Below are 15,550 nucleotides of genomic sequence, written 5' to 3'. Positions count from 1 at the left end.
CGTTGCTGGGGTCCGGTGCCTCAGAGGGACGCTATGACCCGGTCCGCCAGGATGTACACGTTTTCTTCGCCGCACTCGAACGTCAGCGTGTACGCGCCCGAGATTCCGGAGCCGCCCAGCAGGACCGGGGTCTCGCCGGCCCGCAGGGCCGCGGCCAGTCGTTCCGCCGTCTCGCGGTGCCCCGGGGTCATGCACAGCGTGGTGCCGTCGGCGAAGACGTAGACGTCGAGGGTGCCGAGCGGGCCCGGGCGGACGTCGGCCAGTTCGACACGGGAGGCGGCGAGTTCCTCGAGCGTGGCTACGGTGCGCTCATGGTCGTTCGCGACCGGTGACTGGACCGGGACGAAGTCCGGGTGGGAGGGGTGGCGGCGGCGGGCCGCGGCCAGTTCGGGGGAGTCCCCGGCGAACTCGTCGGCGTCCACGGACGGCTCGGTCACCGACTCCAGCGGCTCCAGGCCCACGAAGTCGCTCTGCCGGGGCAGGAACAGCTCGCTGTCCGGCAGGCCGAGCAGAGAGGGTGCGTCGGAGACGTCACGCGCCTCCTGGGCGGCCCAGAAGGCCCGCGCCTCGGCCAGTTCGCGCTCGCGTTCCTCGGCGAGCGCCTCGGCGACGGCGGCGCGTATCTCGTCGGCCTCGGTGGAGAGACGGGCGGCCGGTACGAGACCGTGCGGGACGCGCTGCTCGGCGAGCTGCGTGTGCAGGGCGGCGACCTCACGGCGCAGCACCATGAGGGTGCGCAGGACGGCGACGCCCACGCCGCCCGTGGCGGCCGTGATGAGCAGCAAGGCGATCGGCATGGCGCTCACTGACGTACTCCCGGTTCAAAGTCGACCCCCGACTTCCTACATCAGCTTGAAGGGCGGACTAACCAGCTGTCAGTGCGTAACGTCACGAAATGGACAGGACTTTGGGCCTGGGGTTTCGTGGTGCGGCGGCGCTGACCTGCGCGGATACCTCCCGTAAGGGAGATAGGTCACATCCTGGGGGAGATTGGATCACAAAACGGCCCGGAGTCCGGGAGTTTCCCCGACTCCGGGCCAGAGGCTCACGGTTGGTGCCTTGACGGTTACGGAGGGCTCAGCTGAGGCGCTCGATCACCATCGCCATGCCCTGGCCGCCGCCGACGCACATCGTCTCCAGGCCGAACTGCTTGTCGTGGAACTGGAGGGAGTTGATGAGCGTGCCGGTGATCCGGGCGCCCGTCATGCCGAAGGGGTGGCCGACGGCGATGGCGCCGCCGTTGACGTTCAGCTTGTCGAGGTCGATGCCCAGGTCGCGGTAGGAGGGGATCACCTGCGCGGCGAACGCCTCGTTGATCTCGACCAGGTCGATGTCGTCGATGGTGAGGCCGGCGCGGCGCAGCGCCTGCTGCGAGGCCTCCACCGGGCCGAGGCCCATGATCTCGGGGGAGAGACCGGAGACGCCGGTCGACACGATGCGGGCGAGCGGGGTCAGACCCAGCTCACGGGCCTTGGTGTCGCTCATGATGACGACCGCGGCGGCGCCGTCGTTCAGCGGGCAGCAGTTGCCGGCCGTGACCAGGCCGTCGGGGCGGAAGACCGGCTTCAGGCCCGAGACGCCTTCCAGGGTGACGCCGGCGCGCGGGCCGTCGTCCTTGCTGACGACCGTGCCGTCGGGGAGGGTCACCGGGGTGATCTCGCGCTCCCAGAAGCCGTTCTTGATGGCCTCTTCGGCGAGGTTCTGCGAGCGGACGCCGAACTCGTCCATGTCCTGGCGGGTGATGCCCTTGAGCCGGGCCAGGTTCTCCGCCGTCTGCCCCATCGCGATGTAGGGGTCGGGGAGCAGTCCGTCCTCACGCGGGTCGTGCCATGTCGTCCCCTCCTGCTGGGCGACCTCGGCGGTACGGGCCTCGGCCTCGGCGAAGAGGGGGTTGCGGCCGCTGGGCATGTCGGAGCTGCCGTTGGCGTAGCGGGAGACCATCTCGACACCGGCCGAGATGAAGACGTCGCCCTCGCCGGCCTTGATGGCGTGCAGGGCCATACGGCTCGTCTGGAGCGACGAGGAACAGTAACGGGTGATGGTGCAGCCCGGCAGGTGGTCCATGCCCATCTGTACGGCGACGATCCGGCCGAGGTTGTGACCCTGCTCGCCGCCGGGGAGACCGCAGCCGAGGTGCAGGTCGTCGATGTCGCGCGGGTCCAGCTCGGGGACCTTGGCGAGGGCGGCCTGGATGATGGTCGCGGTCAGGTCGTCGGGGCGCAGGTCCTTCAGAGAGCCCTTGACGGCGCGGCCTATGGGGGAGCGGGCGGTCGAGACGATCACGGCTTCGGGCATCACGGCTCCAGATAAGAAGGGGCGGCGCGTAGCGCCTCGTTGAGGGGCGGCGGTCGGGCGGCGGGTGGGAGTACGGGGGGTGCAGGGCTGGTTGGGAAGTTACCCGTACGTATGGCCCGGGTCACGGGTGTGGGGGTGTGACCCTGACCGCAGTTTTCTAAGCGCTTGCTTTTTACGGCGCCGGGGAGATCGGGGACGGGGTCACAGGTGTCGGCTCGGGGACCCGGCGCCTCCGCCTCCTCTTGAGCAGTGCCCACGGCCCCCGCGGCCCCGTCGGCATCGCCGCCGTGACCTCCGTGCCGGGCTCCGAGGCGGCCTCTGCCGCTGCCCGGGCCACCGGCAGGAAGCCCTCCCTCCGCGACACGTCCGGGCGCTCCTCCTCCGCCGGCCACAGGCCCAGGGCCGCGCAGACCGTCGGGAGGATCGCCATCGCGGCCGTGGCGTAGCCCTCCGCCGAGGGGTGGTAGTTGTCCGGGCCGAAGAGCTCGCGGGGGTTCGCCTCGAACTCGGGGCCCAGGAGGTCGCCCAGGGACACCGTGCGGCCGCCCTGTTCGACGGCGCCGATCGTCTGGGCCGCCGCCAGCTGGCGGGAGGCCCGGCGGGCCAGCCAGCGCAGGGGCTGCTGGACCCGTTCCACCGTGCCCAGGTCCGGACAGGTGCCGACGACCACCTCCGCGCCGGCCGTACGCAGCCGCCGTACCGCCGCCGAGAGATGACGGACCGAGCGGGTGGCCGGCATGCGGCGGGTGACGTCGTTCGCGCCGACCATGATCACGCAGACGTCCGGCAGCAGGGCGGGGTTCGCCAGGACCAGGGCCACCTGGCGGTCCAGGTCGTCCGAGGTGGCGCCGGGCAACGCGACGTTGTGGAGCTCCACCGCGCGCTCCGCCACCGCCGAAAGGCCCGACGCCAGCAGGGCGCCCGGCGTCTGGCTCGCCCGGTGCACGCCCTGGCCGGCCGCTGTCGAGTCGCCGAGCATGGTCAGACGCAGCGGGGGTTCGTCCGGGACGGTGTACGCGGTGCCGTACAGACCGTCCGCCACCGGAACCCGCCCGCTCGAACCGTTGCCCACGTGCCGCTTGGCCAGCTGCACCTCGGCCAGCAGCACACCGACGGCGGCCGCACCGGCCAACCCGATCCCACCGCCGCCGTACGCGGCACCGGCCGCGATGCGCCGGGCCACCCGCGCCCTCGACATGCTCGTCATACGTCGCCGCCACCTCCGTCCTTGCCGTACATCCACTCCTTGCCCCGTACAGACCGTTCGCCAATCTCAACAAGGAGTGAACGACTTCCACGGGCCGTACCCTGGCGGAACCACTACGACCACTTCTTTTGCAGCATCCGGAGACAACGGTGCAATTCCACGACTCGATGATCAGTCTCGTCGGCAACACCCCGCTGGTGAGGCTCAACAGCGTGACCAAGGGCATCAAGGCGACTGTCCTGGCCAAGGTCGAGTACTTCAACCCGGGCGGCTCCGTGAAGGACCGCATCGCCCTGCGCATGATCGAGGCGGCGGAGGAGAGCGGTGCGCTCAAGCCCGGCGGGACGATCGTCGAGCCGACCAGCGGGAACACCGGCGTCGGGCTGGCCATCGTGGCCCAGCAGAAGGGGTACAAGTGCATCTTCGTGTGCCCCGACAAGGTGAGCACCGACAAGATCAACGTGCTGCGGGCCTACGGCGCCGAGGTCGTCGTCTGCCCCACCGCCGTCGACCCCGGGCACCCGGACTCGTACTACAACGTCTCCGACCGGCTGGTCCGCGAGACCCCGGGCGCGTGGAAGCCCGACCAGTACTCCAACCCCAACAACCCCCTCTCCCACTACCACTCGACCGGCCCCGAGCTGTGGGAGCAGACGGAGGGAAAGATCACCCATTTCGTGGCGGGTGTGGGGACGGGCGGCACCATCTCCGGCACGGGCCGGTACCTGAAGGACGCCAGCGACGGGAAGGTCCAGGTCGTCGGCGCCGACCCCGAGGGGTCCGTCTACTCCGGCGGCTCCGGGCGGCCGTACCTCGTCGAGGGCGTCGGTGAGGACTTCTGGCCGACGGCGTACGACCGCACGGTCGCGGACGAGATCATCGCCGTCTCCGACAAGGACTCCTTCCAGATGACCCGGCGCCTCGCCAAGGAGGAGGGCCTGCTGGTCGGTGGCTCCTGCGGCATGGCGGTCGTGGCGGCGCTGCGGGTCGCCGAGCGGCTCGACGAGAACGGCGTGGTGGTGGTGCTGCTGCCCGACAGCGGCCGCGGCTATCTCTCCAAGATCTTCAACGACGAGTGGATGGCCGACTACGGCTTCCTGGAGGACGAGGGCCCGAGCGCCCGCGTCGCCGACGTCCTCAACGACAAGGTGCACGGCGCCATCCCGTCCCTCGTCCACATGCACCCGGACGAGACCGTCGGCCAGGCCATCGAGGTACTGCGCGAGTACGGCGTCTCGCAGATGCCGATCGTGAAGCCGGGCGCCGGTCACCCGGACGTGATGGCGGCGGAGGTCGTGGGCTCGGTCGTGGAACGCGAGCTGCTCGACGCGCTGTTCACCCAGCGGGCCTCCCTCTCCGACCCGCTGGAGAAGCACATGTCCGCCCCGCTGCCGCAGGTCGGCTCCGGTGAGCCGGTCGGCGACCTGATGTCGGTGCTGGGTCGCGCGGACGCGGCGATCGTCCTGGTCGAGGGCAAGCCGACCGGCGTGGTCAGCCGACAGGACCTGCTGGCCTTCCTCGCCAAGAGCGGGAAGTAGCGGGAAACGTCCGGTGAACCGGCGGTGCGGGAGGCGAACTTGCGTTTGCCCACCGAAGCGGTGGACTTCGTCGAAGTGGTACGAGCGTGTCACGTCCACGCAGCACACGCTTAACACGGGTCCGGCACATTAGTGGGTGTCGGCAGGGCGGGAGCGGCTCCCCGCCCCAGCCGGCGCCGAACGTCCAAGGACCTCCGGAGCGGCTCCCGGACCTCCATGGACGCCGGACGTGAGACCTGGCCTGACCCGGTCGACGTCCCTCGCGGGGACCGCCGTCGTCCCGCCCCCCGGCAACGGGGGTGCGGCGGTCCCCGCGCATACTCTTTTTGCGCCGGAACCGGCGCCGTTCTCGCGGACGTGGTTGCTCGCCGTCGCGGTTCCTCGGTCGGTGGTCGCGGCCGTCGTCCGTTTCCACCGATCGGCTCAGTCCTCCCAGCGGTCCTCGTCCTTCGAGGTGCGGTGGCGGCGGTGGCCGAAGAGGCCCGGGGTGGTGCGGGCCGCCTGGGCGAAGTTCACGCCGACGATGCCGGCCCAGGCGGTCAGCAGGCCGGGCAGGTGGGCGATGCCGCCGCCGATCGCGGAGAGCGGGATGGCCAGGACCAGCGAGACGACGCCGAAGCCGAAGCGCTCTCCCCAGGAGTCCGTGGCCTTCGGCGCCCGCGAGCCCCGGGCCACCACCATCTGCTGCTCGGCCATCTGCCGCCGCACCCGCCGCTCGACCGCCCCGTCGATGCGCTGGTCGACCTTCTCCAGGAACGAGTCGACCAGTGCGGACTCGTACTCCTCACCCAGCTCCCTGCGTGCCTGCAGGGTGGCGTTGAGCTCCTTCTTGAGCTCGGCGTCCCGCGCGTCCATCCCGATCTCCGTCCCCGTCCCCATTCCTGTCATGGCACTACACGTTAGGGAGCCGGAGCGGTACCCGCACTGGGGATAGCCCCCCTGTTGGGGTGGGGCTCAGGGCAGCAACGACACGAGCCCCGTGTCGAGGTCGAAGCGGGCCGCGGTCACCTGCGCGGGCGTGAAGGCGGGGTCGGCCCGGATCGCGTCCCGTACCCAGGCCGTGTGGGCCCGCATGGTGTGCTCGGCCCAGTCGCCGGGCAGGGCGCGGGTGCGGCGGGCGGCCGGGGCGATCTCGTCGACCAGGAGTTCCAGGTGGCCGGGGACGGGCGCATCGGAGCGCAGATGGTCCAGGGTCGCGGCGACCGCCCCACAGCGCTCGTGGCCCAGCACCAGCACCAGCCGGATGCCCAGCTCCTCGACGCCGTACTGGATGGAACCGAGCACCGCCTCGTCCAGCACCTGCCCGGCCGTCCTTATGCACAGCAGGTCCCCGAGCCCCTGGTCGAAGACCAGCTCCGGCGGTACCCGGGAGTCGACGCAGCCGACGACCACCGCGAACGGGTGCTGGCCGGCGGCGAGCGTGTGCCGTCGCCGGGCGCCCTCGTCGGGGTGGCGGGAGCGGCCGGTCGCGTAGCGGTGGTTGCCGGTGAGCAGTTCGGCGAGGGCGGTGTGCGGGCCGGTCGGGCGGCAGGTCGCGGCGCGGGCCGCCGTTACGGGGGCGACGGCCAGTGCGCCGACGGCGGTGGCCGTCAGGAAGGCCCTTCGGTTCGAGGCCATGACGCATCCTCAGGTGTCGTGCCGATAGCGCTCGTTCACGTTGTGTGTGTGATCAATCACTCTGGGTACGCGTTTAATGACACTTGGCCGATTCGTCGTCAGATCATCGACCGTGCGATACCGCTCCTTGATCTCCTCGATCAGGCCAGCCCGTGCTGCTTCGCGTAGGCGTTCGCCACGTCCTCGGGGTCCTTCTTGTCGTTGTCGACCTGGCTGTTGAGCTGGGTGAGCTGTTCGGTGGTGAGGACGTTGCCGAGCTTGGCGAGGGCCTTGCGGACCGTGTCGTCGGCCTTGCGGTCGGCGATGAGCGGGACGATGTGCTGGCTGGGGATGAGGTTCTTGGGTCGGCCGGCACCACCCAGTCGTTGGCCGCGATGTCGGTGTCGGTGGTGAAGAGGTTCGCCACGTCCACGTCGCCCTTCTTCAGGGCGCCCTTGACCAGCGGGCCGTCCGAGTCCAGCGACTTGAACTCCTTGAACTCGACGCCGTACACGTCCTTCAGCCCGATCGCGCCCACCCGGCGCTTCTTCACCTCGGGCGCGGCGCCGATGACCAGCTTGCCGTTCTGCTTGGCGAGGTCGGCGAGGGTGGTGAGGCCGTACTTCCGCGCGGTCGCGCGGGTGACGACGAAGCAGTCGGAGTCGGCCGCCTGGCCGTAGGGCAGCACCTGCAGGCCGCTGGGCATCGCCAGGGTGAGGGCGTTCTGGATTTCATGGGTGCCGAGGTTGGGTTCAACGGTGGTTCATACGTGGGCGGCTTTGAGGCTATCCCCAGCACCTGGTTCTCGGTCACCTTCTCGGCCGTGAACGGCCGGGCTCGTGCGCTCGGTCGTTCACACCTTGTCGCGCTCCCGACTGCCCCCTACGACGGGGCGGTCACGGGTCGCATCTCCCGCCCTCGGCTATGCCGGTGGCGGGACGGGCATGGTGACGAATGCCCACGCTGAGCGTGCGCGGTCGCGCACGTTGACCCCGGCGACGAAGTCGGCGGGGCCGGCGAGCCCGCACCGACGACAGCAAAAATGATCCCGGTCGGGCCGGTTGGCCCGCTCGGTGTGGCCGCAGCGCGGACAGCGCTGCGACGTGTAGGCCGCGTCCACTTCGAGGAAGGGCACTCCGGCCTGCTGGGCTTTGTGGGCGAGGTGCTGTCCGAGCTGGTGGAAGGGCCAGGAGGAGAGGGTGCCCCGCTGGTCGCCGCGTAGCCGTACCCGTTCGCGGATGCCGCCGAGTTCCTCGACGGCGATGCCGCGACCGGTGCGTTGGGCGACGGACACGATCTCGTTGCTGATTTTGTGGTTCACCTGGGTGGCATGGCGCTTCTCCTTCTGCGCGCGGCGGGCCAGGCGGCGGGTGGCTGAGCGGGTCTGCTTGGCCTGGAGTTCGGCGCGTGTGCCGCAACCGGAGGATCCGACGAGGACGGTCACGCCCCCTTCCGGCACTTCCAGGGAGAGGTCGTGGACTGCTGTCGTGCCGTTGGGGAAGCGCTTGTGGACCGCATCGAACTGGATCATGAGTTGTCCCTTGCCCGGCTGTATAACGTCATGCAGAGTTCTTGGTATCTGAATAGGTTGTCAACGGTTCGGTGTTCATCCGAGGTAACGGATGACCGCAGAGCAAGATCGGATGTCCTGGAGGTTTTGGGCTTGATGTCGTCTCGAATCGTGGACACTCCGGACGTCGCGTCCGTCGGGCACACCGGGCTTGTGGTCCTCGACGGGATCGGACTCGGGGTCGCGGACGTCGTCCGCCTCGCCGACGGGAGCGCGCGCCCCGTCCCGGGAACCGATGCGATGAAGCGGGTGACCGAGTCCTGGGACGCCGCCCGGCAGATCGCCGCGACCGGACGCGTCTACGGCCGTTCGACCGGCGTCGGCGCCAACCGGAACGAGGACGTGCCCACCGAGGCGGCCGCCGAGCACGGCCTCCGCCTGCTCCGCAGCCACGCCGGCGCCATCGGGGACGAGCTCCCGGCCCGCCAGGTCCGGGCGATGCTCGCCGTGCGCGCCAACCAGCTCCTTGCGGGCGGCGCGGGCCTCCGGCCGACCGTCGTCACGGCGCTGTGCGAGGCGCTGGAGAGCGGGGCGTATCCGGTCGTGAACGAGTTCGGCTCGGTGGGGACGGGGGACATCGCGGCGCTGGCGCAGGTGGGGCTGGCGCTGGCGGGGGAGCACCCCTGGAAGGGATCGGGTGCCCCGGGGTCCCAGCCCCTCGACAACAACGACGCCCTCGCCTTCATCAGCAGCAACGCCCTCACCCTCGGCCAGTCCGCGCTCGCCCTGCACGAGTTGCGCGGGCTGGTCGAGGCCACCCAGGTCGTCGGCGCCCTGTCGTTGCTGGCCGTCGACGGGTCGCACGAGGCGTACGCCGCTCCCGTGCACATCGCCCGGCCGCACCGGGGAAGTGCTCAAGTCGCTCGGCGGATGCGGGAGTTGATCGGTGCCGAGGAGCGGCCCACCCCACCGCTCGGGCGGATCCAGGACCCGTACGGCTTCCGGTGTCTGCCCCAGATCCACGGTCCCGCGCATGACGCCGCCGATGCCCTGGAGGAGGTGCTGGCGGTCGAGATCAACGCCGCCGCCGAGAACCCCCTCATCTCACCCGAGGACATGGCCGCCTACCACCATGGCGGCTTCTACCAGGCCCAACTCGCCCTCGCCCTGGACCACTTCAGGCTCTCCCTCACCCAGGTCGCCCGGCTGTCCACCTCCCGGCTGTCCACCCTCAACGAGCCGGCCTTCACCCGCCTGCGCCCGTTTCTCGCAGGCGACGAGCCGGCCGCCTCCGGCCTGATGATCCTGGAGTACGCCGCCGGGGCCGCCCTCGGCGACCTGCGGGCCTTCTCCGCCCCCGCGTCGCTCGGCCACGCTGTACTCTCCCGGGGCGTCGAGGAACAGGCCAGCTTCGCCTCGCTCGCCGCGCGGCAGACACTGCGCGTCTGCCGTGCGTACCGTCTCGTTGTCGGCTGCGAACTCGTGGCCGCCGTACGGGCGCTGCACCAGCGCGACCTCAGGCCCGACCCGGAGCTTCCGGTGGGCCGGGCGCTGGCGCTCGCCGAGTCGGTGCTGGCGCAGGACCAGGCCGACCGGCCGCTCACGCAGGATGTGACGGCGGCGGCCGCGCTGCTGGACCGGTTCACGGACATCTGGAGGGGGAGCGGGGCATGAGCGTGGAGAGGAGCACGGATGTGAGCGCCGGCGTGGGCACGGGTGCGGGCAACGGTGTGGGCACGGGTGCGGGGTCCGGTGTCGGTTCCGAGAAGGCAGGCGTGGGTTCCGGAGTGGCCGACAGCCCGGCCGCCCGGCTGCAGGCGCTCTTCGAGGGGCACCGGCTGACGCCGACCCAGCGGCGCATCGCGCACAGCATGGTGCGCAAGGCCGCCGACGTGCCGTTCCTGTCCAGCGTCGAGCTGGCCGAGCTGGCCGGGGTCAGCCAGCCCTCCGTGACCCGCTTCGCCGTCGCCCTCGGCTTCGACGGCTACCCGGCCCTGCGCAAGCATCTGCGCGAGGTCGCGCCCAGCGAGCAGACGGCCGAGACGGGCTCGTACAACGAGTACCAGCAGGCCGTCGAGGCCGAGATCGAGAACCTGAGGCATCTGGCGGAGCTGCTGGCCGACCCGCGGCCCGTGCAGCGGGCCGGACGTCTGCTGGCCGCCTCCCGTCCGCTGCCGGTGCTCGGGCTGCGCGCCGCCGCCTCCCAGGCGTACGGCTTCGCGTACTTCGCCGCCAAGGTCCACCCGGACGTCCGGCTGCTCCACGAGGGCGGCACGATGATCCACGACCGGATCGAGGCCGCCGTGCGCGCCGGGGCCACGGCCCTGCTGTGCTTCGCGCTGCCCCGGCACCCGCGCGAGGTCGTGGACACGCTGGCCTTCGCGAAGGAGGCCGGGCTGACGGTGGTGACCGTGGCGGACTCCGCGTTCGCACCGGTCGCCAAGGTGTCGGACCTCCTCCTCCCCGCCGCCGTCGGCACCGGACTCGCCTTCGACACCGCCTGCGCGCCCATGCTGCTGGGCCGGGTCCTGCTGGAGGCGATGTGCGACGACCTGCCGGACGCGCAGGCCCGGCTGGAGGAGTTCGACGCGCGGGCGGCGGCACGCGGGCTGTTCGTGGAGTAGCGCCCGGAAACGGCGTTTCGGGGCGGCCGTTTTCAGATCCCTCTCACGTTGGCTGGTTACCGTGCGTCTCACGGATGCCGTGCAGACGTGAGACGGGAGGACGGACGTGGCACGCGGAGAGGGCAGGGCCCAGGGACTGGCTCGGGTGGCCGTCGTCGTACGGGCCGGAGCAGCACCGCTGTGGTGGGCCGGGGTGTTCGCGGCCGGTGTCGGGGTGCTGGTGCCGGGCGTCACGGGGCGCCGGATCGGCGTCATGGCCGGGGCCGCGCTGTTCATCGTGGCCGCGGCCGTGGTGTCGTCCACGCGCCGCAAGCGGTACACGGAACTCGCCCGCTCGGCCGCCCGCGCCGGCAGGCACGACGTGCTTCAGGACCGTGCCGTGAGCGTGCGCAACTGGCGGCGCGGGCACCGCTGGTGGCTGCTGCTCGCGTTCGTCGTCGCGCTGGGCGCCTCCTTCGTCGTACCGGCCGCGGGCGGGATGCTGCTCGCCGGTGCCGGTACGGGCCTGCGGCTCAAGGCCGCCTGGCTCGGGCGGCGCGAACGGGCCGACGACGCCCTGCTGTGGGTCCGGGTCGACTGGCTCGCCGGGAACGGCGGGCGCCCCGCAGGCAAGACGGTGAAGGCCTACCGCAGCACGGGTATCGCGGCGGGCGACGCGGCCCCCGGCGGGGCGCGACGCCGCACCGCGGCACTCGTCTGAGTCGCTAGACCTCCAGGTCCTCCTCGATCCTCTTCAGCTGGTGGCGGGCCATCGCCAGGTTGGACCGCTTGGCGTCGAGCACCAGGTAGATGAAGAGGCCGTTGCCGCCCCTTCCGCTGATCAGCCGGATCAGGTGGTACTGGTCGGAGAGCGTGATCAGGATGTCCTCGATCTGGCCCTTCAGCCCGAGGTGCTCCATCGTGCGCATCTTGGCGCGGACGACGTCGGTGTTGCCGGCGGCGGCGACGTTCAGGTCGAAGCTCTTGCTGCCGCCCATCGTGCCCAGCGCCATGCCGCTGGTGTAGTCGACGAGCGCGACGCCGGTCGCGCCCTCGATGGAGGCGAGGGCTTCCTTCAGACAGGTTTCCGTGTTGGCCATGAGTGTGTTCCTCGGTTCCTTTTCAACTTTCGGTGGTGGAGCGCGCGTTGGTGGTCGTGGTGGTGCGTGGTGCGCGCGGGGTTCTGGTCCTTGGGGTGGCCGTCTTGGCGGCGGCCGGTTTGGCGGGCTTGGCCTGTTTGGCGCGGCTCGCGGGTGCGCCATGGGTGTCGAGGAGCTCGGCGATACGGGCGGCGGCCCGGCGTCCCTCCAACAGCAGCCGGCCGACGTTCACCCGGTCCTGGGTGAGCAGGGTCAGTACGGCGGCCGTGGAGGTGCCGCTGCCCGCCGTGAACGTCGCCACGTAGCCGTACATCCCGCGTACGAGCAGCTCGCGGAACTCGCCCTGGCCGCTCGCGTCCGCCAGCTTCACGGCGGCCGCGTGCGTGGTCGCGGTGAGCGCGGCCATGCCCTGCGGGTCGACGCCGGGGGTGTCCTGGGCGAGGACCACCTCGTCGACGGCGGTCGCGAGGGCGCCGGTGAGCTGGGGGACGCGGGCCCTCAACCGGCGGAGCTCGTCGAGGATGTGAGGGTCGGGAGCCATCGGGGGTCTCCTCTCGAACCGGTCAAAGGGCCTCCAGCGCATCTCTGAGCCTCTTCAGCAGCGTGATGTGGGGGTCGGGCGGCATCTCTTCGGTGGTGGCTGAGGTCTCGTCGCCGTCCGCGGGTCCGGCCGTGCGTACCCGTTCCGTCATGCGGAACGACTGCCCACGGGCTGGTTCGGGTGACGATCCGCCACGGCGGGGCAGTGAGGGCGGCTGGCCGTGGCCGGGCGATGGCGGACGCTGGTCGTGGCCGGGTGGCGCCTGCTCGGGGTTCGTCGGTGGCCGGTCTGGGGCTGAGGGTGGCTGGCCGCGGGTCGGCAGTGGCGGTGGCTGCCACAGGCCGCCCGGCTGGTGTTGCCCGGGGGCGTGCGGCTGCGTCGGCTCCGTGTCGGGCCGCCGTACCGGTGTCAGGACACCCGCCGCCGTCAGGCGTCTCACGTCCACCAGGGTGTGGAAGGCCAGGTGGCCCAGGGCTCGGGCTATGTCCGACGCCGTGCGGGTGCCGTCCGCCTGGGCCAGGACCGTGCGCTGGCGGCGGGTGAGCGAGGGCGCCGCCGGGAGGTCCGTGAGGGTGAGCGGGGCCTCGTCGGTGGCCGGGTCGGGCCAGATGCGGTGCAGGAGGTCGCGGCGGCGCAGGGTCTCGCGCTCCAGCGCGGCCACCGGGACGGGGCGGACGGTGCCCGGGGGCGTGTGCGCGGTGCCGTAGCGGAAGCGGCCCGGGGTGGAGCTCGGGGCGAGGACGAAGTACGCGGCGTCGTACAGGGCCGTCAGACGGCACAGCTCGAAGGCGCCGAGGGCGAGCCGTCCCGCGTCGACCAGACGGAGGCCGGCGCGGTGGCCGGGGTCCCCCACGGGGTGGTCGGTGTGGTGGACGAGGCCGTCGGCGTCCGTCTCGCCGAGCGCCTGCTGCCAGGCCTCGGCGGCGAGGGTGCCGTGCGCCGTCAGCAGCGTCTCCAGGCCGGGCGCGTACGGGCTCTCGGCGTGCACCACCAGACCGTCGGCGAGGTGCAGCGTGCCATGCTCACGGAACAGGACGCCGGTGGCGCGCTCGGCGGCGAGCCGGGTCAGCATCGGCGAGACGCCGCCCCACCCGCGTGCGGCGGCGGCCACCTTCTTGCGCACCGGAAGGCGCGGGGGCTCGGTCGTGTGGACGGCGGTCATGCCAGCACCAGCCGTTCCGCCATCTCGCCCAGCCGGATGCGGGCCATGGCGAGGTTGCCCTCCGTACGGGCCAGCCACAGATGCAGGAAGACGCTGCCGTCGAAGGACGCCCCCACGAACCGCAGCACGTGATAGCTGTCCCGGTTGCTGACGATCAGGTCCTCGACCGGTGGGTCGGCGTCCGCCGCGGCCCCCGCCCCGGGATCGTCGGCGGGCGCGAACGCGTGCTGCTCGGCGGCCAGCCGCGCGATCTCGGCGGCCTCCGCCGCGGCCGCCTCCTGGTCGCCGCCCGGGGACTCGCCCACGCTGCCCAGGGCCAGCCCGCTCGTCCAGTCGATCAGCGCGGCGCCCCGCGCGCCGGGCAGTCGCATGGCTTCCAGCAGGCACTCGTCGATTCCGGGCACCGTGGCTCCCCTCCCGCCTGGGGTTCGGCTGAGTGACGCCGAAACTACGCAACGTGTGCGCTAGGGGTGAGGGATCTGGCATTTTCCGGTGGAACATGCTCCGGAGGACTAAGGTGGGTCGACTCGCCTTGTTTTCACCGCAGTTGAACCGCAGATCCACAGGCGCGCGTCAACGGCGGTCCGGCGTGCGGAGGGTGGTGAGCGCGCCCGCGTGCGCCCCTCCCGACTCGGCCACGATCTCGTCCAGCCGCTGTTCCGCCCGCACGGTCGCGAAGGCCACGCCTCCCGACCCGTCCGGCGCGAAGCCGTAAACGCCGGGCCGGGTGAGGGAGTTGTACGCGTAGTGGTGCGCGAAGTAGTACGCGCCCGTGTCCAGCGCCGCCGCGTAGTCCCCCTGTTCCAGCAGCGGCAGCGCCCGCCCCTCGGCGAGCAGGTCCCCCGCGAAACAGGCCGGCCCCGCGACGTCTTGCACGACCACCGGCCCCTCCTTGGGCCGCCCCTTCCCGTCGTACGCGGCGATCCGCAGCGGCCACGACCCGGGTACGTACACCGTCCGCGTCGCCACCTGCACACCCGCGTGGGTCACTGCGACCGGCCGCCCGCCCGCGCTCTTGGCGTACTCCACCCGCGCCACCACGGTCCCGTGCTTGGCCAGCAGTGACCGGCCGAACTCGGTCACCAGCCCGTACCGCCCGTCGAACAGCCCGGGCACCGCCTCGCCCAGCAGTCGCGCGTACTGCGCGTACGTCGGCGTGGTCACGTCCGAGCCGAAGTTCACCGGCAGCCCGCCGCCGATGTCCAGCGTGTCGATCTGCGGCCGTCCGAGGTGCCGGTTGATCTCCTCGGCGAGCGCGAACACCTCCGCCACGCCCTGTGCCATCAGCGACAGCGGAATGCCCTGGGACCCGGTGTGCGCATGCAGCCGCGTCAGCCACGGGCGGTCCGCGTACGCCCGTACGACCCACTCCCGTGCCCCCTCGTCCCGCAGCGCTACCCCGAACTTCGAGGTGGCCGTCGCCGTCGAGGTGGCCCCGATGGAGCCCCCGCCGACCTGCGGATTGACCCGGATCCCGATCGGTGAGCGGCTGGTCGCCATGGGGGTACCTCCCATGCCTTTCGGGCTATGGGGGAGCATTAGGGCGTCGATCCGGTCCAGTTCCTGCGGACTGTCCGCGTTGACGGCGATGCCGAGCGCCAGCGCCTCCCGCAGCTCGGCCGGCGTCTTCGCGGGCGAGTCCAGCACGGTGAGGTGCGGCGGCACCCCCGCCGCACGCGCCAGCGCCAGCTCGCCCGGGCTCGCCACCTCCGCGCCGAGCCCCTCCTCGCGCAGCAGCCGCACCACCGGCACCAGCGGGGTCGCCTTCACCGCGAAGGCGTGCAGCACGGGAGTGCCGGGCGCCACCACCGCGTCGAACGCCGCCCGCAGCTCGGCCGCCGACTCCCGGATGCCCGTGACGTCCAGCAGGCCCAGGATGGGCGTGTCCGGCCCGAGCAGACCCCGCTCCACGGCCGCCCGCACCGCGTCGTCGCGCCGAGCGGCGCCGTCCGTCCGGCCGCCCTTCCCATAGCCCACAACATCCCCCGTCATGTCGTC

15 protein-coding genes and 2 pseudogenes are annotated in these 15,550 nt (G+C 71.8%); 4 read left to right on the top strand and 13 right to left on the bottom strand.

The features are described from left to right. Window positions 1-20: 20 nt before the first annotated feature. From ACWC09_RS05810 to ACWC09_RS05800, 3 genes are all read right to left on the bottom strand, one after another. Window positions 21-806, bottom strand: coding sequence for a hypothetical protein (locus ACWC09_RS05810; protein WP_450848863.1), 786 nt, complete (start codon window positions 804-806; stop codon window positions 21-23). Between the two features lie 271 nt (window positions 807-1,077). After that, the gene (locus tag ACWC09_RS05805) at window positions 1,078-2,295 is read right to left on the bottom strand and encodes an acetyl-CoA C-acetyltransferase (RefSeq protein WP_450848861.1); all 1,218 of its coding nucleotides are present in this window, start codon (window positions 2,293-2,295) and stop codon (window positions 1,078-1,080) included. Window positions 2,296-2,467: 172 nt separating this feature from the next. After that, window positions 2,468-3,502: an SGNH/GDSL hydrolase family protein gene (locus ACWC09_RS05800; RefSeq protein WP_450848859.1), complete on the bottom strand. Its 1,035-nt coding sequence runs from the start codon at window positions 3,500-3,502 to the stop codon at window positions 2,468-2,470. 149 nt (window positions 3,503-3,651) lie between these two features. Between ACWC09_RS05800 and ACWC09_RS05795 the strand changes: the two genes are divergently transcribed. Then, window positions 3,652-5,040 carry a cystathionine beta-synthase gene (locus ACWC09_RS05795; RefSeq protein WP_450848857.1) on the top strand — a complete coding sequence of 463 codons (1,389 nt, stop codon included), beginning with the start codon at window positions 3,652-3,654 and terminating at the stop codon, window positions 5,038-5,040. A gap of 423 nt (window positions 5,041-5,463) precedes the next feature. Here ACWC09_RS05795 and ACWC09_RS05790 read toward each other — a convergent pair whose 3' ends face one another. From ACWC09_RS05790 to ACWC09_RS05770, 5 genes and pseudogenes are all read right to left on the bottom strand, one after another. Beyond that, window positions 5,464-5,895 carry a hypothetical protein gene (locus ACWC09_RS05790; protein ID WP_450849127.1) on the bottom strand — a complete coding sequence of 144 codons (432 nt, stop codon included), beginning with the start codon at window positions 5,893-5,895 and terminating at the stop codon, window positions 5,464-5,466. A gap of 99 nt (window positions 5,896-5,994) precedes the next feature. Next, the gene (locus tag ACWC09_RS05785; RefSeq protein ID WP_450848855.1) at window positions 5,995-6,657 is read right to left on the bottom strand and encodes a carbonic anhydrase; all 663 of its coding nucleotides are present in this window, start codon (window positions 6,655-6,657) and stop codon (window positions 5,995-5,997) included. Between the two features lie 140 nt (window positions 6,658-6,797). Then, window positions 6,798-7,369: pseudogene (locus tag ACWC09_RS05780) on the bottom strand (ABC transporter substrate-binding protein); the annotation flags it as partial. 189 nt (window positions 7,370-7,558) lie between these two features. Then, window positions 7,559-7,999 carry a zinc ribbon domain-containing protein gene (locus tag ACWC09_RS05775; RefSeq protein ID WP_450849125.1) on the bottom strand — a complete coding sequence of 147 codons (441 nt, stop codon included), beginning with the start codon at window positions 7,997-7,999 and terminating at the stop codon, window positions 7,559-7,561. A 30-nt stretch (window positions 8,000-8,029) separates the two neighbouring features. Then, a pseudogene (locus ACWC09_RS05770) lies at window positions 8,030-8,167 on the bottom strand (ABC transporter ATP-binding protein); the annotation flags it as partial. Window positions 8,168-8,302: 135 nt separating this feature from the next. On the opposite strand from ACWC09_RS05770, the gene ACWC09_RS05765 reads away from it, so the two are divergent. The 3 genes from ACWC09_RS05765 (at window position 8,303) to ACWC09_RS05755 (ending at window position 11,470) form a co-directional block, all read left to right on the top strand. Then, window positions 8,303-9,820, top strand: coding sequence for an aromatic amino acid ammonia-lyase (locus tag ACWC09_RS05765; protein ID WP_450848853.1), 1,518 nt, complete (start codon window positions 8,303-8,305; stop codon window positions 9,818-9,820). Next, the gene (locus ACWC09_RS05760) at window positions 9,817-10,770 is read left to right on the top strand and encodes a MurR/RpiR family transcriptional regulator (protein WP_450848851.1); all 954 of its coding nucleotides are present in this window, start codon (window positions 9,817-9,819) and stop codon (window positions 10,768-10,770) included. Before ACWC09_RS05765 ends, ACWC09_RS05760 begins: the two co-directional genes overlap by 4 nt. A gap of 106 nt (window positions 10,771-10,876) precedes the next feature. Next, the gene (locus tag ACWC09_RS05755; protein WP_450848849.1) at window positions 10,877-11,470 is read left to right on the top strand and encodes a hypothetical protein; all 594 of its coding nucleotides are present in this window, start codon (window positions 10,877-10,879) and stop codon (window positions 11,468-11,470) included. A 4-nt stretch (window positions 11,471-11,474) separates the two neighbouring features. On the opposite strand, the gene ACWC09_RS05750 is transcribed toward ACWC09_RS05755, so the two are convergent. The 5 genes from ACWC09_RS05750 to ACWC09_RS05730 all read right to left on the bottom strand — a co-directional run bounded on the left by ACWC09_RS05750 (window position 11,475) and on the right by ACWC09_RS05730 (window position 15,544). Then, window positions 11,475-11,849, bottom strand: a complete 375-nt coding sequence (locus ACWC09_RS05750; protein WP_450848847.1) for a hypothetical protein — start codon at window positions 11,847-11,849, stop codon at window positions 11,475-11,477. Window positions 11,850-11,871: 22 nt separating this feature from the next. Continuing rightward, a complete protein-coding gene (locus ACWC09_RS05745) occupies window positions 11,872-12,390 on the bottom strand; it encodes a roadblock/LC7 domain-containing protein (RefSeq protein WP_450848845.1) in 519 nt (172 codons plus the stop codon). Window positions 12,391-12,412: 22 nt separating this feature from the next. Then, on the bottom strand, window positions 12,413-13,552 hold the full coding sequence (locus tag ACWC09_RS05740) for a hypothetical protein (protein ID WP_450848843.1): 1,140 nt from the start codon (window positions 13,550-13,552) through the stop codon (window positions 12,413-12,415). After that, window positions 13,549-13,956, bottom strand: coding sequence for a hypothetical protein (locus tag ACWC09_RS05735; RefSeq protein WP_450848842.1), 408 nt, complete (start codon window positions 13,954-13,956; stop codon window positions 13,549-13,551). Before ACWC09_RS05735 ends, ACWC09_RS05740 begins: the two co-directional genes overlap by 4 nt. A 169-nt stretch (window positions 13,957-14,125) precedes the next feature. Further along, window positions 14,126-15,544, bottom strand: a complete 1,419-nt coding sequence (locus tag ACWC09_RS05730; RefSeq protein ID WP_450848840.1) for a diaminopimelate decarboxylase — start codon at window positions 15,542-15,544, stop codon at window positions 14,126-14,128. Window positions 15,545-15,550: the final 6 nt, after the last annotated feature.

This window comes from Streptomyces sp. NPDC001617, assembly GCF_053596855.1.
Note: the sequence above shows the minus strand (reverse complement) of the source record. Positions and strands in the feature narration are given on the sequence as shown.